The following is a 19,691-nucleotide window of genomic DNA, read 5'->3' as shown; positions in this document are numbered from 1 at the left end:
TAATCACTGACGAAAGTCAATAATCGTCAGTCATCAGGAAACCGTGATCGTTGAGGGGACCTCTGCCCGTCGCCGGCGATGTTTGCTACTGGCGTTCGGCGAACTCGTGCTTGCTCTCGTGGCCGCCGATGAAGACCAGGATGCCGGCGATCAGGGGCAGCACCGCGAGCACGAGCAAGCCGGTCGAGGTCTGCCCCGTCGCTTCCTTGACCCAGCCGATGAGATAGGGGCCGCCGAAGCCTGCGAGGTTGCCGACCGAGTTGATCAGCGCGATGGCGCCGGCAGCAGCGGTGCCCGAGAGCCAGGCCGTCGGCAGCGTCCAGAACACACCGAAGCAGCAGAATACGCCGATCGCGGCGAAGGTCAGCACCACCATCGTCATCGTGGGATCGGTGAGGTAGCTGGAGACGGCGAGCGCGACGGCGGTCAGCAGCAGCGGCGCGCCGACATGCATCACGCGCTCGCGCGTCGCGTCCGAATGCCGCGCCCACAGGATCATCGCGATGGTGCCGAACAGATACGGGATCGCCGTGACGAAGCCGGTCTGGGCGTTGGTGAGACCGAACGCCTTGACGATCTGCGGCAACCAGAACTGCATGCCATAGAGCGCGCCCACGAAGCCGAAATAGACCAGGCTCAGCATGATCACCTTCGGCGAGGACAGCGCTTCGCCGAGGGACAGATGCTTGACCGCCTGCTTGGCGGCAATCTCGGAATCGAGTCGAGCCTTGAGCCACGCCTTCTGCTCGGCCGAGAGCCAGTCAGCCTTCTCCGGCCTGTCGGTGAGGTAGAACCAGGTGACGATGCCGAGCAGCACGGAAGGGATGCCCTCGAGGATGAACAGCCACTGCCAACCCTTCAGACCTATCGCGCCGTCGAGGCCGAGCAGCAGGCCCGAGATCGGCGCACCGATCACGGTCGAAACCGGCACGGCGATCGCGAAGGCCGCAAGGAACCGGGCGCGATATTCGGCCGGATACCAATAGGTGAGATAGAGGATGATGCCGGGGAAGAAGCCGGCCTCGGCCACCCCGAGCAGGAAGCGCAGAACGTAGAAGCTGGTGACGCCGCCCGTGAGCGCCATCAGGGCCGAGATGATGCCCCAGGTCACCATGATGCGGGCGATCCAGCGGCTAGCCCCGAACTTTTCCAGCGCGAGGTTGCTCGGCACCTCGAAGATGAAATAGCCGATGAAGAAGATGCCGGCGCCCCAGGAGAAGATCAGCGGCGTGAACTTCAGCTCCGCGTTCATGGTCAGCGCGGCGAAGCCGAGATTGACGCGGTCGAGATAGGAGAAGAAGTAGGCCAGCACCAGGAACGGGATCAGGCGCCAGGAGATGGCACGGATCGTCGAGGTCTCGATGTCCGACCTGTTGGTATTCTTGGCTCCCGTGGAACCGGTATAGGCTGTGGTCTGGCTCATGGCGTCCCCCCCTATTGTTGCTTTTGTGAGCTAAAGGCGGTTTTGAGCATCGGCGGGTAAAGAGTCAATGGAAGCAATGCAGCCAGTCAACACCCTTGCGCTGCGGCAGACGTCGCTGATCCGCGTCGCCCTGGCGCTGGTCGTGATTGCCTGCGGGCTGTCTCTCCGCCGGTACGGCTTTCCGCTCGGCCTTCCCGCCTTCGTGGTGAAGTATGGCGGCTCGCTGCTGTGGGCGACGATGGTGTTCTTGCTCGTCGGGCTCTTGCTGCCGCGGCTGCCCCGGAGCCAGCTCGCGGTGATCGCGATGGCGGTCGCGGCGGTGGTCGAGTTTTCCCGGCTGGTGCATACGCCATGGCTCGATGCGTTCCGCCTCACCACCGCCGGCGCCTTGCTGTTGGGCCGCATCTTCTCGCTTTGGAATCTGGCGGCTTATGCGGTTGGAATCGGGTTCGGTATCTGGCTGGATCGGCTCTTGGAGATACGCAGGGTAACTGAAGGCTAGTCTCGTCGAGGCCGGTGATCGACAAGGCATTTGAGCAAGCAAAGGATGCCCTCGGCTATCTTGCAAAAGGCAGGGCCAAGGGAAAAGTCGTTGTCCAGATGAGGTGAGGTCGCCCCACGCTCACGCCGCCAATTGAAACCGCTCGAACCGATCGAGTTCGTCCTCGATCTCCTGCTTCAGTTCCTTGCGCCCGGCGGTTTTCTTCCCCTGCCCGAGCCAGGTCCATTTCTGCATCAACAGCTTCCTGGCCTGCCGGTCGGTCTTGAGGTCGAGCGCCGCGACGATCTCGTCGCCGACCAGCACGGGCAGCGCGAAATAGCCGAGCTTGCGCTTGGCCTTCGGCACATAGGCCTCGAACAGATGATTGTAACCGAAAATGAGATTGGTGCGCTTGCGCTGGATGATCAGCGGATCGAACGGCGAGAGGATGTGGACGAGATCCGGCGACAATTCATGCGGCTCCAGCGCCGCCGGCATGGCCCAATGCTCCTGCTTTCCCGCGCCTTCGACCGCGACAGGCAGGAGCTCGCCGCGGCGGACGCGCGAGGCGATCAGGCCCGCGACGGCCTTCTTGCTGGGCGCATCGAGATAGCAGATCGAATCGAGGCTGACCACGCCTTGCGAGCGCAACGCGCGGTCAAGCAGATAGGCCGTTATCTCTTTCGCCGAAGCGGGTTTCGGCAGCTTGTCCCAGCCAAAATGGCGCGTCATCAGATCATAGGTCTTGAGCATGCCCTGGCGCGCGCTGATGGTCGCGACACCGGTATAGAAGGCAAGCTGAAGTGCCCGCTTCGAAGGCTTGCGGCTCTGCCACAGATGCTCCTTCTCGGTGAGCACGTCGTCCTCGATGTCGCGGATCGTTAGTGGGCCGGCGCGGAGCAGCCGCATCACCTTGCGCGAGTCGGCCGGCTTGACCGAGGCGTACCATTTGTGACCCTCGCGCTTGTGCTCGCGCATCGCCGGCAGGAAGAAGCGAAAATCATCTGACGGAACGTAGGACAGCGCATGGGTCCAGTACTCGAACACGCTTTTGTCGACGCTCTGGGCATGACGCAGATCGGCGCGGCGGTAGGACGGGATGCGGCTGAACAGGATGTGGTGGTGACACCGCTCGATCACGTTGATGGTGTCGATCTGCACATAGCCAAGATGGGCGACCGCATCGGCAACCGCCTGCGCGCCCTCCCCGAACGGCTCGCGCGTATCGAGCCGCTGGGCGCGCAGCCAGATCTGCCGGGCCTGTCTCGTCGAGAGCGGGAGGGGTTTTGGTGGGCGGGACATTGCGGGAGGCAATGTAGCGGGATTCGCGGGGGGAGAAAGAAGCGGCAGATGAATCGCAAAATAAAAAACCGCGCCGTCATCTGCCGACAGCGCGGCGGAAATGATGCGGCCGAAGCCTACTTCATCGACATGGCCTTCTGCGCCTTCATGTAGTGCATGCAGCCGCTCTTCATCTTGCCCATGCTCATGTCCGTGTTGGCCATGGCCATTTCCTTGTTCGCCGCCATCTTGGCGGGCGTGTCGGCGGGACCGGACATCGCGGCCGTCGACTTCATCAGATTATCGCTGGTGCACGGCATCATCGCGGCGGACGCTGGGGAAAGGCAAACGCGACGAAAGCTGCCGCGGTAAGCAAGGTCTTCATCGAAAAGTCTCCTGAAGTAAAACGAAGCCGGCGTCATGCCGGCCTTCGCAACTACGTAGTCTCTGGCGAGAACGTTTCGTGGAGCAGGCAATTGTCTTGCTGCAGCGCAAAGCGAGACGGCGTTAGCGGCCGTCCTTCGGCACCTTGGGCCGGTTGCTGAGGCTGCCAGTGGCGATATCAGGCTCGCAGGAGGCCCTGCCGCGCCCTTCCGACTCGCAACGATAGACGCTGCCGGTGAGGCGATCGACCAGCCACACGGTCTCGTCGGTCGGAGTTTGGAGGCCGGTATACCGGGAGGTCACTCCCGTGATCAGCGTGGAGAGCAGGATCGCGACCGCGATCATCGCCGCGCCGATGTAGATGGGCATGGCATTCAGAGACACGGCCCGATCCGGCGGGCCACTGCGATGGTAGTCACGCTGATAGTCACTTGGCCTCGGCACTGGATGGAACTCGGCTCCCCTCGCCTGCGATGTCGGATGAAGGTGTCTGCTAGGCGCGCATCTGGCCGAAAACTTGTTCGCAGACAGGCGGTCACGCGACGGCTTTGCGACGAACGATGAGCGCAGGTTTCCGACAGCGAAGACGGCCCCGATCGAGCCGCTCCCCGTCGCCCTTTGCCTCTCAGCGGCGGCCGAACAATCCACCCATCATGCCGCCAAACAGACCGCCGGGGCCGCCCGTCGGGGCGCCGACGCCACTACTATGATGGCGCCGGCCACCACCGCCGAAAGACCGGCGACGCACCGGCTCATCGTCTGCCTGCTCGGAGGCGGCCGCGCGGGCCGAAACGATCTCCGACAGCAGAGCCTTGTGCTGGAGCTTGTTGAGGTAACCCGTGGCGGGATAGCCACGTGCCGCCTGCCATCGCTTCATCACGGAACGGGTGTCGTCGTCGAACTTCCCGGTCACCTTGACGTCGAAGCCGAGCCCGGTGAGGCGACGCTGCACGTCTCGGCGCTGTCCCTTGTCGAGACCGATCTGGTCTTCGGAGATCTGGCTGGCCTCTTCGGTGAAAGTCGCGGGATCGATCCCGGCCGACAGGTTGCGGGTGGTGTTGGACGGCCCATCCTGCAGCGCCGCGATGCGGGCGAGTGCGATCGATTTGAACGTGCCGTTCGGATAGTTGGTGAGATAGGCGTTGAGCTCTTCCACCTTGTTGGTGTCCTTGATCGAGCGCCAGAACTCGAGCTCGATGTCGGCGCCTTGCCTGGTCGCGGCCGATACGGGCGCGTTCGACGGATCGATTGTGGCCGCAGCCGGCGCGCCAACCGGATTGAGATAGACGTTGCCGGTGAGGTTGGTGTGCCCCCAGGGCAATTGGCCCTTGCTGGTCTCGTCACTGACCTGGGCACGAACCTTGGTCATGGCCTCTTGGATCTCGACTCCCGGCTGGGCAATATTGGCGACGAGGGCGCGGGTGAACGGGCTGTTCGTGCCGGCCTCGCCGTCGAGCGCGGTCTGGCCGGGGCCTGTGGCAAAGGCAATCAGCGTGCCCTCGCCCGACTTCATCTCGGCGAGGCCAGTCTGCACATTCACGGAGCGGGTGGCCTTGGCCGACCGGATCTTTGCTGCGAACGGGTTATCACGGCAGGCGTCCAGGAATACGAGCTTCACCTTCGCATCCGCCATGGTCTGATCGAGCGTGATGTCGACATTGATCGCAGCACCGAGCTTGACGTCCATCTCGGATTTGAGGTCGGCATCAATAGGCAGCAGATAGTTGATACCATTCACGGCAATCCCGTGGCCGGCATAGAAAAACACGGCGACATCGGCGCCTTCGCTCTTCTTGCCAAACTCCAAGAGCTTTGCAGTCATGGCATCGCGCGTGAGGTTGGAGCCCTCGACGACATCGAAGCCGACATTGCGCAGCACCCTCGCCATCGCCTTGGAATCGATCGCCGGGTTGGGGAGCTGCGGGACATTCTTGTAAGCGGCGTTGCCGACTACGAAGGCGACGCGCTTGTCGGCAAAAGCTGCGTTGCCGCTGACGAGAAATGCTGCGATTGAAATTGCTGCGATCAAGAAGCGCATGATCATTCTCCCCTGATCCAAACTTCTTCGATGCTCTCGGATCAGCCAGAGCCGATCCGATGAGAGCAATCAGATCCAGTTCACAGCGACGCACTGTGATCTGAATCACCCGGGGATTTCTGCTGCTCCAACCGAGCTGCAAGACGCTGCGACGGCTACTTTTCGGGGGGCTGACGCAACGGGCAGTAACCGCGGTCACGAGCATGCAGGGAGATTGTACCCGCAGCGGCCCGAAGTCCAGCAAGCCGCGGAACGCAAAATCGAAAAGACGTGAAGGATTTGCACGCTGCTTTCGAGCATCGAGAGACGGAGTCACTTCCTGACGCAGGCCCTATGCTGCCCCGGTGGTAGGCGGCTGCCGCTGGCTGAATGCCGTGTATACCGGCCGGCTCGGCTGCTAAGATACGAACCGAATTTCGGTTCCTCCTGAATGTGATCCGCATCACATCCGAGCCTTTGAACCTTCTCTATCCTGGGAGCATCAAATCGCCATCAAGCGTTACACCGAGGATACGACAATGACCCATTTCAATAAGTCTTTCGGACTGAAGGCGATCACGCTTACCGCGGCGCTGTCGATGGCGGCGGGCCTCGCTTTCGCCGGCGACGCCAATGTTTCCACCAACCAGATCCTGGATGCATTGAGGCCGAAGCCGGTGACCCGCGGGTTGTCGGTCGGTCCGCAGGCCGACCCGACGGCGCAAGCCAAGGAAGCGACCTTCCTCGATACACTGCGCAACCGGCAGACCCGTTCGCTCTCGATGGGCGAGCGCGATCAGATCGCCGAGCTCGCGTCGACCAAGCCCAACATCGATCTGGAAATCCAGTTCGACTACAACTCGGCCGACATCGCCAAGACCTCGCTGCCATCGGTGCAGGCGCTCGGAATGGCGCTGTCCGATCCATCGCTCAAGGGATCGACTTTCGTGGTTGCCGGCCACACCGACGCGATCGGCACTGAAGAGTACAATCAGGGCCTCTCTGAGCGTCGTGCCGACACGATCAAGAAGTACCTGGTGCAGAACTACGGTCTCAACGGCGGCGATCTCGTCACCGTCGGCTATGGCAAGACCAAGCTGAAGGACACCGCCAACGGCGCCGACCCGATCAACCGCCGCGTCCAGGTTGTGAACATGGACACGAAGACGGCGTCCAAATGATTTGAGACGTCGCGGCAGCAACAGCCGCCTGCCACGAAAGTGGCGGGCGACGTCCTCTTGTCAGATCCAGCTCTGGAACAACATCAGCCGGCTGAACATCCGCATCGACGTGCCGATGAAAGCGGCTGAAATCGGCAGCATGACCGCAAAGCCGATCGCCGCAATCCCGACATAGGCCCACAGCACCCAGCGCGGCAGGCCGTCTCTGCGCAGCGCATAGACCAGCGCGAGCGAGGCCGCGGTTGCGGCCGGCAGATAATAATAGATGAAGCCGAGCGTGCGCGGCAGCAGCGCCCAGGCGAGCCAGGGGCCGAAATAAAACGAAGCAATCAGGAACGCATCCCAGCGACGCGCAACGATGAAGTCGCGCAACACCATGACGAGGGCCAGCAACGCCGGCCATAGCACCAGGGGATTACCGAGGAAGACGATCGCCGCGACGTCGTCGTCCGTCGTCTTGTCGAACAGGAACCACACCGGCCGCACCAGCAACGGCCAGGACGGCCAGGAGCTCATATACGTATGGCCGGCGATCGCGCTGGTGGTGTTGTCGGCGAAGATCCGGCGCTGCGCTTCGATCAGATCAGGCAATGACAGGCCATAGAGCGGAACGAAGGCAGCGATATAAGTCACGGCGGGCAGCAGCGCAAAACAGAGGGCGGCATGATGGGCCTTGAAGGCGGGCCAGAGATCGGGCCGGTACCAGTCGCTCGGCTTCGCATCGGCAAACAGCGTGTGCCAGCCCTGCATCAGTCGGACCGTCGCCACGATGACGATGCAGACGCCGAGCGGAAACAGGCCGCTCCATTTGCAGGCCGCCGCAAAGCCGAACAAGCTGCCGGCGAGCGCGAACAGAGCCTGCGGACGTTCCCGTCGAAAGCCGTGCATGAAGGCGGCAATTGCGAGCAGGCCGAGACCGAGCGCAAAGATGTCGAGCATCGCGATGCGCGCTTCCACGTAAACCATCTGGTTGAACGCCGCGATCAGCGCTGCCGCGATTGCAGGTCCCTGCGATCCGAACACGGCGAGGCCGCAGAAATAGATCGCGACGATCGCAAGCGCGCCGAACAACGTTGCCGGATAGCGCCAGCCCAGCGCATTGTCGCCGAATGCCGAGATCGAGACAGCGATCAGCTCCTTTGCCAGCGGCGGATGCATCGGATTGAGCATCGGCTCCGACACCGTGGTGCCCAGCATCTGCCGCGCAGCCGGCACGTAATGCACCTCGTCGAAGACGAATTTTTCCGGCGTCGTCAGCCCGACCAGCAGCGCGAGATGCGCAGCTAGGAAGATCGCGACAGCGATCACTGCGCTTCGCGACGTCATCGGAGCCGCATGTGCTTTGCGCGACGGCTCTAGGGCTATTTTGCGTGGCAAATCTGCGTCACCGCGAATAAAAAACTACTCGGACGATCCATTGAACGCATTCCGCCGCAACTGTCACTAAGCTAGCGCTTGTCTCACGCCGCTTGTGATAATTCTGCCACAACACGAGTGCGCGCGATCCAGTACGATCAGGGGCCTCGATCGGTTACGACATGAATTTGCGTTTTCTGCTTTTCCCAACTCTGCTGTCCATGACACTCTGCGCTGCGCCTTGCGCGCAAGCCCAGACGCGCGTCGGCGAAGCCGTTCTCGTCCAGAACGAGGTGGTCCGCATCGCTGCAGGTACGACACCGATCAATGTCGGCGACAGCATGTTGCGCGACGAGACCGTACACACCGGCGCGGAGAGTGCGGCGCGCTTCGTCATGGCCGACAGCACCAATCTGTCGCTCGGGCCGAGCGCGACGCTGAAGCTCGACCGCACCGTGTTCAATGACGAGCACAGCTATCGCGACGTGGCCATCAGCATGGCCACCGGCGCCTTCCGCTTCGTCACCGGACATTCGGCGAAGACCGCCTACAAGATCACAACACCGCTTGCGACCATCGGCGTTCGCGGCACGACGCTCGACATCCTGTCGCAGCGCGGCCGCTCGGTCGTCGTGCTCCAGGAGGGCGCGGCGAACGTCTGCACCCTGAGCTTCCAGTGCATTCAGCTCACCCAGCCCGGCGACACCGCGGTCATTACCTCGACCGGCGGGAGGGTCACCATCACCAAGACCAACACGCCGCCCTGGACCTTTGCCGCCAACTGCACCGCCAATGCCGGACTTTGCGCCGTCAACCAATACGCCGATGCCTCGCCGGCCACTCCCGCCGTTCATGACGACGGCATGCTGTGCGGGCGCTGACGATGGCAAAGCCCGGCTTCAAACGTCTCGCCTTGGCCTGCGCGCTCGGCGCAGCCGCCGCGCTCACGCTGTTCGCGCTCGACGCCCGTCCCGCGACGGCCGCGACATTCTGCGAATCCGGGTGCGGTCATCCAACGCCCACCCCGTCACCGACATATTCGCCGTCCCCGACGCCAGCCGCGTCGCCCTCCCCGAACCCGTCTCCATCGCCAAGCCCGTCTCCGTCGCCAAGCCAGTCTCCGTCGCTGCCGAGCCCGACGCCGACCGGCTCCGATTCCAGCGGCAACTCGGTCAACGGCCTCGCCAACCAGCGCTTCAACCAGATGATCACCAACCGGGTGCTCGGGACGGTGCTGCTTGGCGTCAACGAGCAGGTCAATTGCAGTGACTGCATCAGCGCGTTCGGTTCGGCTGGCTCTTTCTCGGCCGGCGTCCACGGCCGCAAGGAGCTGACGCCCAATCTGTCGCTGCTGGCCGGCCTCGCCTACACGCAATACAGCGAGGGCGGCTACCACGTCACCAGCGCGCCGATCGGCGCCGTCGCGCTGCGCTATGACCTCACCGATTGGGGTTCATCGCGTCCGTTCTTCGACGTCGGCACGATCCTGACGCCCTGGGAGAAGGTGCGATACACCCGCAGCTACAACACCAGCCTCGGCGCGGTGAGCGTGACGGGGTCGAGTGACGCTTCCAACTACGCAGTCTATGGTCGCGCCGGCTGGATGAGCCGCCTGTCACCTCGTGATGAGGTTGCGGCCTCGATCGAGGTCTGGCAACTCTGGCAGCGCGTGTCGGGCTACGCGGACAATGCGGTCGCGTTCAACCCGTTCGACGCGACCATCGCCGACGGCACCGACCGCACCAGCCTGGTCAAGATCGGCGGCCAGTGGACGCATCTCTTCGCCGGCAATATCGAGACCAACATCAATGGGGGCTGGGTGCAGTCATTCGCCAGTCACAGCGGCATCGTTGCCACCGTGACCGGCGACGGCGTGGTGGCGCCGACGATGGGCAACCAGGGCTGGTTCGAATATGGCGGACGCCTCGGCTTCCGTCTGCAGAAGGATTGGGTCGTGGACCTCTTTGCCAACGGCACGCTCGGCCCCCAGCCAGTAGGCAACACGATCCATGGCGGCGTGGGGCTGAGGATCAATTATTAGCGTGGTTGGCGTAAGCGCCAGGCGCAAGTCTCGCAGGGCGGGCAAAGCGCAACCGTGCCCACCATCCGTCTGATAGCAAAGGGACCGTGGCCATGGTGCTTTCGCGCCTTTGCCCACCCTGCGGCACCTGGGTTGACGTCACGCCGCCGACTTGCCCTCGAACGCACGGCGCAGAACGTCCACGTCCAGCTTCACCATCTTCATCATGGCCTGCATCGCGCGCGCGGCGGCGGCCCTGTCCGGACTCGAGAGAAACTCGAACATCACCTTGGGCACCACCTGCCAGGACACGCCATAGCGGTCACTGATCCAGCCACACTGCTGCTCCTTGCCACCGTTGGCCAGGAATGCACTCCACACGCTGTCGACCTGGGCCTGATCGTCGCAATGAATCATCAACGACAGCGCGTGGGTGTATTCGACCTTCATCCCGCCATTGAGCGCGACCAAGGGCTGGCCGGCGACCGTGAACTCGACGACGAGCACCGAGCCCTCCTTGCCGGACGGGTTATCCGAGACGTTGCGCTGGACGTGCGTGATCCCTGAATCCGGAACCAGCGAGACGTAGAACCTGGCGGCCTCCTCGGCATCGCCGTTAAACCACATGCAAGGCACGAGCTTGGACATCGCGAATGCTCCTCTTCCGGTTCCAATCAGGCGCTCGCCATGGCGGGCTTCGCCGGGACGGCCGCCATGTCCAGCCAGTTCACACCCCACATGTGACCATCCGGATCCTCAAAGCTGCGGCCGTACATGAAGTCGTACTCGTCAACAGGACCGGGATCGGCGATCCCGCCTGCGGCCTCGGCCTTGCCGACGATATCGTCGACCTCGTTGCGGCCATCGGCGGACAGGCAGAACAGCGCCTGGTTCGAGGTCTTGGCATCCGCGATCGGCTTCGGCGTGAACTGACGGAATTTGTCGTGGGTCGTCAGCATCACGTAGATGGTCTCGGAAAACACCATGCAGCTCGCCGTGTCGTCACTGAATTGCGGATTCCTGGTCGCGCCGATCGCCTCGTAAAAGGCAGTCGCGCGCTTGAGGTCGGTCACGGGCAGATTGAGGAAGATCATCCTGGCCATCGAAAGCTCCTTGGGGCGGGTTCTGCCCAAGGACGGATGGCCCGGCGCCCATCCGACACGCCTTCCGAGACTTTTTTGGCCATTTTTGCGCTGGGAGGTCTGTCGGACCGCCGGCCGGCCGCCAGCATTACTTCTTCTCGTTGGGATCCCGGTGGATCGGATCGACCCACAGCACGGTCTCGGGTTTCTCGACCGGCTCGATGTCGAGATTGATCGCGACCGCCTCGCCGTCGCTGCGGACCAGCACGCATTCCAGCACCTCGTCGGGACTGGCATTGATCTCCTGGTGCGGCACGTAGGGCGGCACGAAGATGAAATCGCCGGGGCCGGCTTCGGCGGTGAATTGCAGGCTCTCGCCCCAGCGCATCCGCGCCTTGCCCTTGACCACGTAGATGACACTTTCCAGATGCCCGTGGTGATGTGCGCCGGTCTTGGCAGCGGGCTTGATGCTGACGGTGCCCGCCCACAATTTCTGCGCGCCAACGCGCGCGAAATTGATCGCAGCTGCGCGGTCCATGCCTGCGGTCGAGGGCACATTGGTATCGAGCTGGTTACCGGGAATGACGCGCACGCCGTCATGTTTCCAGCGATCGTCGTGATGATCGTGGTCATGGTGGGAATGCGAATGGTCATGGCCGGTCATGGGCTTTTCTTTCTGTTGGTTCCGTGCCGGCGAAACTAACCAATGCCTCGGCTGCAGGCCATAGCAAATTCGGAACTCTCATGGCCGCCGGGCGTTGTTCTCGCGAGCAATCTGCAAGGAGAGTTTCATGGGCAGCACTAGTGACAAGATCAAGGGCAACGCCAACGAGGCCATCGGCAAGGCCAAGCAGGGCATCGGTGAAGCCACCGGTTCCGAGCGTCTGCAAGGCGAAGGCGCGGTCCAGGAAGTGAAGGGCAAGGGCCAGAAGGCGATGGGTGATGCCAAGGACGCAGCGAAGGATGCAATCGATCGCGCGGCAGCGTCAGCACGTCGCTCGACTGAATAACACGCACTGAACCGAAATGAAAAGACCGGCCGCAAGGCCGGTCTTTTTGTTTGCGGCGATCTTCGCTCACTTCACCGCAAGCAATTCCACGTCGAACATCAACGTCGCGTTCGGCGGGATCACGCCGCCGGCACCGCGCGCGCCGTAGCCGAGCTGCGGCGGGATGATCAGCGTGCGCTTGCCGCCGACCTTCATCGTGGCGACGCCCTCGTCCCAGCCGGCGATGACACGGCCCTTGCCGATGGGGAATTCGAACGGCTCGTTGCGATCGACGGAGCTATCGAACTTCTTGCCCTTTTGGCCATTCTCGTAGAGCCAGCCGGTATAGTGCATCACGCAGATCTGGCCGGGCTTCGGCGAAGCGCCGGTGCCGACGACATGGTCGATGGTTTGCAAGCCTGAAGCTGTTGTCATGGGTTTTCCTGCGGTCTGGGCCGATGCCGTGGTGGAGACGAACGTCGACACGCTACCGATCAGGGTGATCGCGAGTGCCGAGATGATGGCGAGGAGTGCGCGTTGAAAACGCTGCATAGAACACCTTCCGTTTGAGGCGGAAGGTGTCTACCGCAAGCCCGACGCCGTTTCCACCCCTCAAACCTCGATATTTTCCAGCCGCACCGGCAGCTTGCGGATGCGCTGGCCGGTGGCGTGATAGATCGCGTTGCAGATGGCGGCATTGGTCCCGACATTGGCGAGTTCGCCAAGTCCCTTCGCCCCTGCCGGATTGATGTGATCGTCCTGCTCGGAGAGCAGGATCACCTCGACACCTTCGACGTCGGCATTCACGGGCACGAGGTAGTCGGCAAGATTGTCGTTGACGTAACGCGCATTACGCTGGTCGATCTCGGTCGCTTCCAGCAGCGCCGACGACATGCCCCAGATCAGGCCTCCCATCAGCTGGCTGCGGGCCGTGCGCGGATTCATGATACGGCCGGCTGCGAAGGCGCCGACCAGGCGTGGCGCACGGATCTCGTGCGTGAATCGGTTGACGCGGACTTCGACGAACTCCGCCCCGAAGGCGTAAGCGATCTTGTCCTTCATCGCGGCGCCGCCGACGAGCCGCGCATGTCCAGCGTGCATGGCCTTGAAGGAATCCGGCGGGGCACCCTCCGGTTTCCACTCGCCATATTCCTCGACAACGCCGACACCAAGTGCGTTGAAGGCCTTCTCCAGATCGAGAGGACGGTCGCTCTTCGTCGCCTGCACCGTCGGCGTCCGGCCGATGCCAACCGTTTCCTTGGCCTTATCGGTGAGACTCTCCTTTGGCATCACCGCCTTGAACAGGCGCTGGCGGATCTGGTCACACACCATCATCACTGCCGAGCAGGTGCTGGCCGTCGAGTTGGAGCCGCCCGCGACAGGAGCCGGCGGCAGGTCGCTGTCGCCGACAAAGACGGCCACCTTGTCCAGGGGAACGCCGAGCCGCTCCGCCGCTGTCTGTGCGATGACTGTGTAGGCGCCCGTGCCGATCTCGTGGCCGGCGATCTCGACGCGGGTGCGGCCATCACGCTGGAGGCGCACGCGCGCCGCCGATGGCGCCATCTGCGTCGGGTAGCAGGCCGCCGCGCAGCCATAGCCGATAAGCCAGTCGCCATCTGACATCGATTTCGGCGCCGCCGAGCGCTGCGACCAGCCGAAAGCTTTCGCAGCCTCGTCGAAACACTCCATCAGCGATCGGGAGGTATAGGGCTTGCCACCGATCGGCTCGCTGGTCGTGTCGTTGACGCGACGGAGCTCGATCGGGTCCATGTCGAGCTTGACGGCGAGCTCATCCATCGCGCTCTCCAGCGCGAACATATAGGGCACCTCCGGCGGCGAGCGCATGAAGCCGGGCGTGTTGCGGTCGGCACGCACGATCGACACCAGGCTGTCGACATTCGGGCAGGCATAGAGACGTGTCGTGGTCTTGGTGCCGCCGACGCAATAGGGATCGGCGCGGGAGGACACTTCGGCGCCCTCGTGCCTGAGGGCGACCAGCTTCCCATCCCGGCTCGCGCCGAGCTTGATCCCATGCCGCGTCTCGGCGCGATAGGTCGCGATAGTAAAGCCCTGGTCGCGGGTCGGGACAAGCTTGATCGGCCGGTTCAGCCGCTTCGCTATGCCGGCGATGATGGCGGTCCGCGGCGTCATGGAGCCGCGCGAGCCAAAGCCGCCGCCGACATAGGGATTGACCACCCTCACTTTGTCAGCGTCGATGCCAAGCTGCTCGGCCACGCCGTTCTTCAGACCGTAGACGTATTGGCTGGGCTCATAGATGACGAGATCGTCGCCCATCCAGACACAGCTCGTCGAAAACAGCTCCATCGGATTGTGGTGCTGCGTCGGCGTCTCGTAGGCAGCATCGACCTTCACCTCGGCCTCGTCGAACGCCTTCGCGAAGTCGCCGACTTGCGGGTCTTCCTTGAATTGCGCATTCTGCCCCTTCGCAGCGGCTTTCGTCGCTCCCGGCGAGTCGAAGCTCGCGCTCGGGGTGGCCGCGGTGTAGCTGACCTTGACACGGTTGGCGGCCTCACGCGCCGCCTCGTAGGTCTCTGCAATGACCACGGCAACGATCTCGCCGTCATGCGCGATGTCGGTCGATTTCAGCGGCTGGATCGTGGTACCTGCATAGCCGCCATTGCTGAAGAGTTTTGACTCCTTCAGATCAGGGGCGTTCTCGTGCGTGATGATGTCGATCACGTCACGGACGCGTTTGGCATCGTCGAGGTCAAGACTATTGACCCGGCCTTTGGCAATTGCGCTCGTGACCAGGAACGCATACGCCGGATTGTCCAGCGGCATATCGGACCCGTACGTGGCGCGCCCCGTAACCTTTGCGACCGCATCATAGCGCGGCACGGGCTGGCCCATATTCGCCTTGGGCTCGGGAGCAGCTGCGGTCATGGTCAGATCTCCATCGTTGCGGCCTGCTGGAGCGCGCGCGCCACCACGCGCTTGCCGAGCGCGATCTTGAAATCGTTGTATTGGCGCCCCCGGGCGTCCGCGAAGGCAGCCTCGGCGGCGCGCTCTGCGAGACCATCATCGAAGGTCTGTCCCTTCAGCAGCGCCTCCGCCTCGCGCGACCGCCACGGCACCGTCGCGACACCGCCCAGCGCGACACGCGCATCCTTGATCGCGCCGTCCTGCACATCGAGTGCGACCGCGGCTGACGAGAGCGCGAACTCGTACGATTGCCGATCGCGCGCCTTGAGGTAGACCGAGCGCGGCCAGCGGCCGGGAACGACGAAGGCTGAAATCAGCTCGCCCGATTGTAGTGTGGTCTCGATCTCGGGCGTGTTGCCGGGTGCCTTGTGCAGCTCTGCAAAGGGCATGCTGCGGGTGCCGGACCTGTCGGTAATCTCGACCGTGGCATCCAGCGCGATCAGCGCCTGAGCGAAATCGCCGGGATAGGTGGCGATGCACTGATCCGAAACGCCGAGCACCGCATGCATGCGGTTGACGCCGTGCATCGCGGCACAGCCGGAGCCGGGATTGCGCTTGTTGCAATTCTCGTAGGAGACATCGCGGAAATAAGGGCAACGCGTCCGCTGCAAGACGTTACCGCCGAGCGTCGCCATGTTGCGCAGCTGGGCGCTGGCCGCAAGCTTCAATGAGTTGGCGATGACCGGATAGTTGCGCTGGATCTCGCCGTTCGCGGCGACGTCAGACATTTTTGCGAGCGCGCCAAGCCGCAGGTCCGCAGCGCCCGGATCGATCGCTGACCAGCCCTGCGCGAGCGGATTGATATCGACGATTGCGGCAGGCCGCATGACGTCGAGCTTCATCAAGTCGATCAGCGTGGTGCCGCCGGCGAGCGGCTGGACCATGGCTCGGGTCAGCGGATTGTCGACGGCCGTAGCGGCGCCGAGCGCCTTCACGGCCATATCGGGGTCCGTCGCTCTCTGATAAGAAAACGGTCGCATCGCCTAGCCTTTCATGATCTCGGGCGCGGCCTGCTTCACGGCGGCGACGATGTTCGGGTAAGCGGCGCAGCGGCAGATGTTGCCGCTCATATATTCGCGGATGTCGGCATCGCTGCTCGCGTGTCCCTCCTTGACGCAAGCGACGGCAGACATGATCTGGCCGGGCGTGCAATAGCCGCACTGGAACGCATCGTTATCGATGAAAGCCTGCTGCATCGGGTGCAGCTGATCGCCGGTGGCAAGTCCTTCGATTGTCGCGATCTCCTGCCCTTCGGCCGCCAGTGCGAGCGTCAGGCACGACACCACGCGCCGCTCACCGATCAGCACTGTGCACGCGCCGCACTGCCCGTGGTCGCAACCCTTCTTGCTGCCGGTGAGCTTGAGATGTTCGCGCAGCGCGTCCAGCACGGTGGTGCGCGGGTCGAGGCTCAGGCGCTTGTCCTGGCCGTTCACCCGCAGCGTGACCTCAACGTGGAGCGCCGGATCCTGCGCCACGGGCGCCGGCGCGTCCAGCGCGCCCGCTCGCGCGGTCATCGGAACAAGCGCGCTGCCTGCGGCGCCGGCCATGAACGCGCGCCGGTCGAATCCCGATAGCCGGGAACTTGAATTGTCGGACATGGACGGCCTCCGCTGCTTCGAAGACAAAGCAGCGCACGCCTGCGCCGCCGCCGGTCAACGAGGGGCCATGAGCTCCGTTCCGAACGGAAAAGGGCGGCACAGCGAATGCCGCGTCGCCCTCCGTCAACTTTTCCTGATCTGCTTGCGAAGGAACCTCGCGCGGGATCAATAGCCGAGCGCGCATCCGTCCTTGCGCGGGTCGGAACCGCCAGTCAACGTACCCTTGTCCCAGTCGATCCAGATCGCCTGGGCCCCGCCGAGCGGGCCGACCACGCTGGCGGTGTTGTGGCCGAGCTTCTTCAAGCCCTGGACGATATCGGCCGGAACGCTGTCCTCGAGCTGATACTGGCCCTCGTAATGCAGGCCCCGCGGCATATCGATCGCCTCCTGCACGTCGCAGCCATAATCGAGAATGTTGGTCACGACGTGGGTTTGGCCGACGGGCTGGTACTGACCACCCATCACGGCGAACGGCATGACCGAGCGGCCCCCCTTTGTCATGAGGCTCGGCATGATCGTGTGCAGCGGCCGCTTGCCGCCGGCGATGCAATTGGGATGGCCGGGCTGGATGCGGAAGCCGCCGGCACGATTCTGGAACAGCACGCCTGTCTTGTTCGAGACGATCGCGGAGCCGAAGGAATGCGCGATTGAATTGATGAACGAGCAGACGTTACGGTCCTTGTCCACGACCGTGATGTAGATGGTCGAGGGGTTCATCGGGGGCGCGACGTTTGGCAGGTCGAGCATGCCGTCCATGCGGATCTTCGCGATGTGCTCGTCGCAGAATTCCCTGGCGAGGATCTTCGATACTTCGACCTGCATATGATCGGGATCGGCGACGTGCAGCTCGCGATGCATATAGGCGATGCGCGCGGCTTCCGCCTCGAGATGGAAGCGTTCGATACTGAGCGGTGCATACTTCGTCAGGTCGAACCGCGACAGGATGTTGAGCATCAGCAGCGCAGTGAGGCCTGGGCCGTTCGGCGGGCACTGCCAGACGTCGTAGCCCTTGTACATGGTGCCGATCGGCGTCGTCGTCTCGGTGCTGTGCGCGGCGAAATCGTCGAGGGTGTGCAGGCCGCCAATTCCGCGCAGGGTCTCGACCATGTCCTCCGCGATCGGTCCCTTGTAAAAGGCGTCGCGGCCGTCCTTCGCGATCGCGCGCAGCGTGTTGCCGAGCTCGGCCTGACGAATGACGTCGCCGGCGACCGGCGGCTTGCCGCCCGGCAGCAGGTAACGCACGGTGTTGGTGCCACCCTTCAGCTTCTCGAACTGGTTCTTCCAATCGAATGCGATGCGAGGCGCGACGACGTAGCCCTCTTCCGCCGCCTTGATCGCGGGCTGGAGCAGCCGGTCGAAGCCGAACTTGCCGTGGTCACGCAGTACGGTCGCGAACGCATCGATCACGCCGGGGATCGAAACGGCATGCGCCGACGTCAACGGCACGGAGTTGATCTTGCGCTCGAGATACCAGTCGGCGCTGGCCGCCTGCGGCGCGCGGCCGGAGCCGTTATAGGCGATGATCCTGCCCTCGCCGCGCGGCTGGATCAGCGCAAAACAGTCGCCGCCGATGCCGGTCGATTGCGGCTCGATCACGCCGAGCAGCGCCGAGCCCGCGACGGCCGCGTCCACCGCCGTGCCGCCCTCGCGCAGCACCTCGATCGCCGCAAGGGATGCCTGCGGATGCGAGGTCGCCACCATCGCGTTGGTGGCGTGGACCGTGGACCTGCCGGGGAAATGGAAATTTCTCATCGAATTCTTGCTCTCTCAGACCGTGGGCGCGGATGGCACGCCATCCCGGAAAAACCGGGGTTACATGACACATTCCGGCCCGTCCGGGCAATGCTGGCATACCAGGAAGATGGCTGCCATCCGCTGGGAATAGGCCTGCTCATTGCGGGTTTTCTGAGCGTGGGCCGCCTGATAAACGGGCGTCATGACTTACAAGGTCTGCGCCTTCTACCAATTCGCCGCCCTCCCCGATTACCGCGAGCTGCGCGAGCCGCTGCGTGCGTTCTGTGCCGGTCTGTCGCTCAAGGGCAGCGTGCTCCTGGCCCAGGAGGGCATCAACGGCACCATCGCGGGCGCGAGCGACGCCATTGACGCCTTCGCCCAGGAGCTTGCGCAAGGGGCGATGTTTGGCGGCAGGCTGAACAATCTCGAATTGAAGTGCTCGACCGCGGAAGCAATGCCGTTCGGCCGGCTTAAGGTGCGGCTGAAGAGGGAGATCGTCACGCTGGGCGATGCGGCCGCTGATCCGACCCGGCGGGTCGGCACCTATGTCGAGGCGACGGAGTGGAACGCGCTGATCGCCTCACCCGACATGCTGGTGCTCGACACCCGCAACGCCTTCGAGGTGGCAATGGGGACATTCGAGGGCGCAGTCGACCCCGAGATCAAGAGCTTCGGCCAATTCAAGGATTTTGCCGCCGAGAAACTCGATCCGGCAAAACACCGGCGTATCGCGATGTTCTGCACAGGCGGCATCCGCTGCGAGAAGGCGAGCGCACATCTGCTGGCTCGCGGCTTTGCCGAGGTCTACCACCTCAAGGGCGGGATCCTGAAATATCTCGAACAGGTGCCTGAGGCGCAAAGCCGCTGGCGCGGCGAATGCTTCGTATTCGACGAGCGCGTGTCGCTCGGCCATGGCCTGCGAGAAACTGGTTTGCGCGAACGGGACAAGGACGCGACACGTGACAAATGAGATCAAGGCCCTCGCCGAGCGCATCGACACGCTGGAGACGCGTCTTGCGTATCAGGACGATACCATCGAGACCCTGAACCAGACCATCACCGCGCAATGGAAGCAGATCGACGGGCTGACGCGACAACTGGCGCAGCTCAGCGAGCGACTGCAAGAGGCCGAGGCGAATGCGCCGGGCCCGACCAACGAGCGCCCGCCACATTATTGAGCACGCCTACCGACCGGATGCCTT

General features: G+C 63.4%; 21 protein-coding genes. 7 read left to right on the top strand and 14 right to left on the bottom strand.

Translation table 11 applies throughout. The features are described 5' to 3' along the window. Positions 1 to 85: 85 nt before the first annotated feature. Positions 86 to 1,423: an MFS transporter gene (locus tag ACVW16_RS26760; protein WP_456737825.1), complete on the bottom strand. Its 1,338-nt coding sequence runs from the start codon at positions 1,421 to 1,423 to the stop codon at positions 86 to 88. 67 nt (positions 1,424 to 1,490) lie between these two features. On the opposite strand from ACVW16_RS26760, the gene ACVW16_RS26755 reads away from it, so the two are divergent. Further along, the gene (locus ACVW16_RS26755) at positions 1,491 to 1,925 is read left to right on the top strand and encodes a ribosomal maturation YjgA family protein (RefSeq protein WP_456737824.1); all 435 of its coding nucleotides are present in this window, start codon (positions 1,491 to 1,493) and stop codon (positions 1,923 to 1,925) included. Positions 1,926 to 2,045: 120 nt separating this feature from the next. Here ACVW16_RS26755 and ACVW16_RS26750 read toward each other — a convergent pair whose 3' ends face one another. The 4 genes from ACVW16_RS26750 to ACVW16_RS26735 all read right to left on the bottom strand — a co-directional run bounded on the left by ACVW16_RS26750 (position 2,046) and on the right by ACVW16_RS26735 (position 5,607). Beyond that, positions 2,046 to 3,206: a winged helix-turn-helix domain-containing protein gene (locus ACVW16_RS26750; protein ID WP_456702002.1), complete on the bottom strand. Its 1,161-nt coding sequence runs from the start codon at positions 3,204 to 3,206 to the stop codon at positions 2,046 to 2,048. 116 nt (positions 3,207 to 3,322) lie between these two features. After that, positions 3,323 to 3,481, bottom strand: a complete 159-nt coding sequence (locus ACVW16_RS26745) for a hypothetical protein (protein WP_456737823.1) — start codon at positions 3,479 to 3,481, stop codon at positions 3,323 to 3,325. Positions 3,482 to 3,692: 211 nt separating this feature from the next. Further along, entirely contained in the window at positions 3,693 to 3,938 is a 246-nt protein-coding gene (locus ACVW16_RS26740; protein WP_456738317.1) for a hypothetical protein, read from the bottom strand. A gap of 256 nt (positions 3,939 to 4,194) precedes the next feature. Then, complete coding sequence (locus tag ACVW16_RS26735; RefSeq protein WP_456737822.1) at positions 4,195 to 5,607, bottom strand: caspase family protein; 1,413 nt, start codon at positions 5,605 to 5,607, stop codon at positions 4,195 to 4,197. Between the two features lie 518 nt (positions 5,608 to 6,125). Here ACVW16_RS26735 and ACVW16_RS26730 point away from each other — a divergent pair. After that, positions 6,126 to 6,767 carry an OmpA family protein gene (locus ACVW16_RS26730; protein ID WP_456802525.1) on the top strand — a complete coding sequence of 214 codons (642 nt, stop codon included), beginning with the start codon at positions 6,126 to 6,128 and terminating at the stop codon, positions 6,765 to 6,767. Between the two features lie 60 nt (positions 6,768 to 6,827). Here the strand turns inward: ACVW16_RS26730 and ACVW16_RS26725 are convergent, their stop codons facing one another. Next, positions 6,828 to 8,093 (bottom strand): phospholipid carrier-dependent glycosyltransferase, encoded by a 1,266-nt coding sequence (locus ACVW16_RS26725; protein ID WP_456737821.1) that lies wholly within the window; start codon positions 8,091 to 8,093, stop codon positions 6,828 to 6,830. Between the two features lie 212 nt (positions 8,094 to 8,305). On the opposite strand from ACVW16_RS26725, the gene ACVW16_RS26720 reads away from it, so the two are divergent. Next, positions 8,306 to 9,004 carry a FecR family protein gene (locus ACVW16_RS26720; RefSeq protein WP_456737820.1) on the top strand — a complete coding sequence of 233 codons (699 nt, stop codon included), beginning with the start codon at positions 8,306 to 8,308 and terminating at the stop codon, positions 9,002 to 9,004. Positions 9,005 to 9,006: 2 nt separating this feature from the next. After that, complete coding sequence (locus tag ACVW16_RS26715; protein ID WP_456737819.1) at positions 9,007 to 10,164, top strand: hypothetical protein; 1,158 nt, start codon at positions 9,007 to 9,009, stop codon at positions 10,162 to 10,164. A 138-nt stretch (positions 10,165 to 10,302) separates the two neighbouring features. Here the strand turns inward: ACVW16_RS26715 and ACVW16_RS26710 are convergent, their stop codons facing one another. The 3 genes from ACVW16_RS26710 to ACVW16_RS26700 form a co-directional block, all read right to left on the bottom strand. After that, entirely contained in the window at positions 10,303 to 10,791 is a 489-nt protein-coding gene (locus ACVW16_RS26710) for a VOC family protein (RefSeq protein WP_456737818.1), read from the bottom strand. Positions 10,792 to 10,817: 26 nt separating this feature from the next. Then, on the bottom strand, positions 10,818 to 11,246 hold the full coding sequence (locus tag ACVW16_RS26705; RefSeq protein WP_456737817.1) for a VOC family protein: 429 nt from the start codon (positions 11,244 to 11,246) through the stop codon (positions 10,818 to 10,820). Positions 11,247 to 11,373: 127 nt separating this feature from the next. Further along, complete coding sequence (locus ACVW16_RS26700) at positions 11,374 to 11,889, bottom strand: cupin domain-containing protein (protein WP_456701993.1); 516 nt, start codon at positions 11,887 to 11,889, stop codon at positions 11,374 to 11,376. A 127-nt stretch (positions 11,890 to 12,016) separates the two neighbouring features. On the opposite strand from ACVW16_RS26700, the gene ACVW16_RS26695 reads away from it, so the two are divergent. After that, positions 12,017 to 12,235 (top strand): CsbD family protein, encoded by a 219-nt coding sequence (locus ACVW16_RS26695; protein ID WP_456701992.1) that lies wholly within the window; start codon positions 12,017 to 12,019, stop codon positions 12,233 to 12,235. A gap of 66 nt (positions 12,236 to 12,301) precedes the next feature. Here ACVW16_RS26695 and ACVW16_RS26690 read toward each other — a convergent pair whose 3' ends face one another. The 5 genes from ACVW16_RS26690 to ggt all read right to left on the bottom strand — a co-directional run bounded on the left by ACVW16_RS26690 (position 12,302) and on the right by ggt (position 18,507). After that, complete coding sequence (locus ACVW16_RS26690) at positions 12,302 to 12,766, bottom strand: FKBP-type peptidyl-prolyl cis-trans isomerase (protein ID WP_092227328.1); 465 nt, start codon at positions 12,764 to 12,766, stop codon at positions 12,302 to 12,304. A gap of 60 nt (positions 12,767 to 12,826) precedes the next feature. Beyond that, complete coding sequence (locus ACVW16_RS26685) at positions 12,827 to 15,118, bottom strand: xanthine dehydrogenase family protein molybdopterin-binding subunit (RefSeq protein WP_456737816.1); 2,292 nt, start codon at positions 15,116 to 15,118, stop codon at positions 12,827 to 12,829. 2 nt (positions 15,119 to 15,120) lie between these two features. Then, a complete protein-coding gene (locus tag ACVW16_RS26680; RefSeq protein ID WP_456737815.1) occupies positions 15,121 to 16,137 on the bottom strand; it encodes an FAD binding domain-containing protein in 1,017 nt (338 codons plus the stop codon). Positions 16,138 to 16,140: 3 nt separating this feature from the next. Further along, positions 16,141 to 16,704 (bottom strand): (2Fe-2S)-binding protein, encoded by a 564-nt coding sequence (locus tag ACVW16_RS26675; RefSeq protein WP_456701989.1) that lies wholly within the window; start codon positions 16,702 to 16,704, stop codon positions 16,141 to 16,143. Between the two features lie 216 nt (positions 16,705 to 16,920). After that, a complete protein-coding gene (ggt, locus tag ACVW16_RS26670; protein ID WP_456701988.1) occupies positions 16,921 to 18,507 on the bottom strand; it encodes a gamma-glutamyltransferase in 1,587 nt (528 codons plus the stop codon). 184 nt (positions 18,508 to 18,691) lie between these two features. On the opposite strand from ggt, the gene trhO reads away from it, so the two are divergent. Both trhO and ACVW16_RS26660 read left to right on the top strand, forming a co-directional pair. Continuing rightward, positions 18,692 to 19,459, top strand: a complete 768-nt coding sequence (gene trhO / locus ACVW16_RS26665) for an oxygen-dependent tRNA uridine(34) hydroxylase TrhO (RefSeq protein ID WP_456737814.1) — start codon at positions 18,692 to 18,694, stop codon at positions 19,457 to 19,459. After that, complete coding sequence (locus ACVW16_RS26660; protein ID WP_456701986.1) at positions 19,449 to 19,667, top strand: SlyX family protein; 219 nt, start codon at positions 19,449 to 19,451, stop codon at positions 19,665 to 19,667. The genes trhO and ACVW16_RS26660 overlap by 11 nt, the downstream gene beginning before the upstream one ends. Positions 19,668 to 19,691: the final 24 nt, after the last annotated feature.

The sequence above is a fragment of the Bradyrhizobium sp. USDA 4474 genome, from assembly GCF_054057515.1.
The sequence above is the reverse complement of the archived record's forward strand: the minus strand, read 5'-3'. Positions and strand labels throughout refer to the sequence as shown.

Bases quoted from the DNA above. Each gene is read 5' to 3' on its own strand.
- ACVW16_RS26760 (WP_456737825.1), bottom strand. From the start codon at position 1,423: ATGAGCCAGACCACAGCCTATACCGGTTCCACGGGAGCCAAGAATACC.
- ACVW16_RS26755 (WP_456737824.1), top strand. From the start codon at position 1,491: ATGGAAGCAATGCAGCCAGTCAACACCCTTGCGCTGCGGCAGACGTCG.
- ACVW16_RS26750 (WP_456702002.1), bottom strand. From the start codon at position 3,206: ATGTCCCGCCCACCAAAACCCCTCCCGCTCTCGACGAGACAGGCCCGG.
- ACVW16_RS26745 (WP_456737823.1), bottom strand. From the start codon at position 3,481: ATGAAGTCGACGGCCGCGATGTCCGGTCCCGCCGACACGCCCGCCAAG.
- ACVW16_RS26740 (WP_456738317.1), bottom strand. From the start codon at position 3,938: ATGCCCATCTACATCGGCGCGGCGATGATCGCGGTCGCGATCCTGCTC.
- ACVW16_RS26735 (WP_456737822.1), bottom strand. From the start codon at position 5,607: ATGCGCTTCTTGATCGCAGCAATTTCAATCGCAGCATTTCTCGTCAGC.
- ACVW16_RS26730 (WP_456802525.1), top strand. From the start codon at position 6,126: ATGACCCATTTCAATAAGTCTTTCGGACTGAAGGCGATCACGCTTACC.
- ACVW16_RS26725 (WP_456737821.1), bottom strand. From the start codon at position 8,093: ATGACGTCGCGAAGCGCAGTGATCGCTGTCGCGATCTTCCTAGCTGCG.
- ACVW16_RS26720 (WP_456737820.1), top strand. From the start codon at position 8,306: ATGAATTTGCGTTTTCTGCTTTTCCCAACTCTGCTGTCCATGACACTC.
- ACVW16_RS26715 (WP_456737819.1), top strand. From the start codon at position 9,007: ATGGCAAAGCCCGGCTTCAAACGTCTCGCCTTGGCCTGCGCGCTCGGC.
- ACVW16_RS26710 (WP_456737818.1), bottom strand. From the start codon at position 10,791: ATGTCCAAGCTCGTGCCTTGCATGTGGTTTAACGGCGATGCCGAGGAG.
- ACVW16_RS26705 (WP_456737817.1), bottom strand. From the start codon at position 11,246: ATGGCCAGGATGATCTTCCTCAATCTGCCCGTGACCGACCTCAAGCGC.
- ACVW16_RS26700 (WP_456701993.1), bottom strand. From the start codon at position 11,889: ATGACCGGCCATGACCATTCGCATTCCCACCATGACCACGATCATCAC.
- ACVW16_RS26695 (WP_456701992.1), top strand. From the start codon at position 12,017: ATGGGCAGCACTAGTGACAAGATCAAGGGCAACGCCAACGAGGCCATC.
- ACVW16_RS26690 (WP_092227328.1), bottom strand. From the start codon at position 12,766: ATGCAGCGTTTTCAACGCGCACTCCTCGCCATCATCTCGGCACTCGCG.
- ACVW16_RS26685 (WP_456737816.1), bottom strand. From the start codon at position 15,118: ATGACCGCAGCTGCTCCCGAGCCCAAGGCGAATATGGGCCAGCCCGTG.
- ACVW16_RS26680 (WP_456737815.1), bottom strand. From the start codon at position 16,137: ATGCGACCGTTTTCTTATCAGAGAGCGACGGACCCCGATATGGCCGTG.
- ACVW16_RS26675 (WP_456701989.1), bottom strand. From the start codon at position 16,704: ATGGCCGGCGCCGCAGGCAGCGCGCTTGTTCCGATGACCGCGCGAGCG.
- ggt (WP_456701988.1), bottom strand. From the start codon at position 18,507: ATGAGAAATTTCCATTTCCCCGGCAGGTCCACGGTCCACGCCACCAAC.
- trhO (WP_456737814.1), top strand. From the start codon at position 18,692: ATGACTTACAAGGTCTGCGCCTTCTACCAATTCGCCGCCCTCCCCGAT.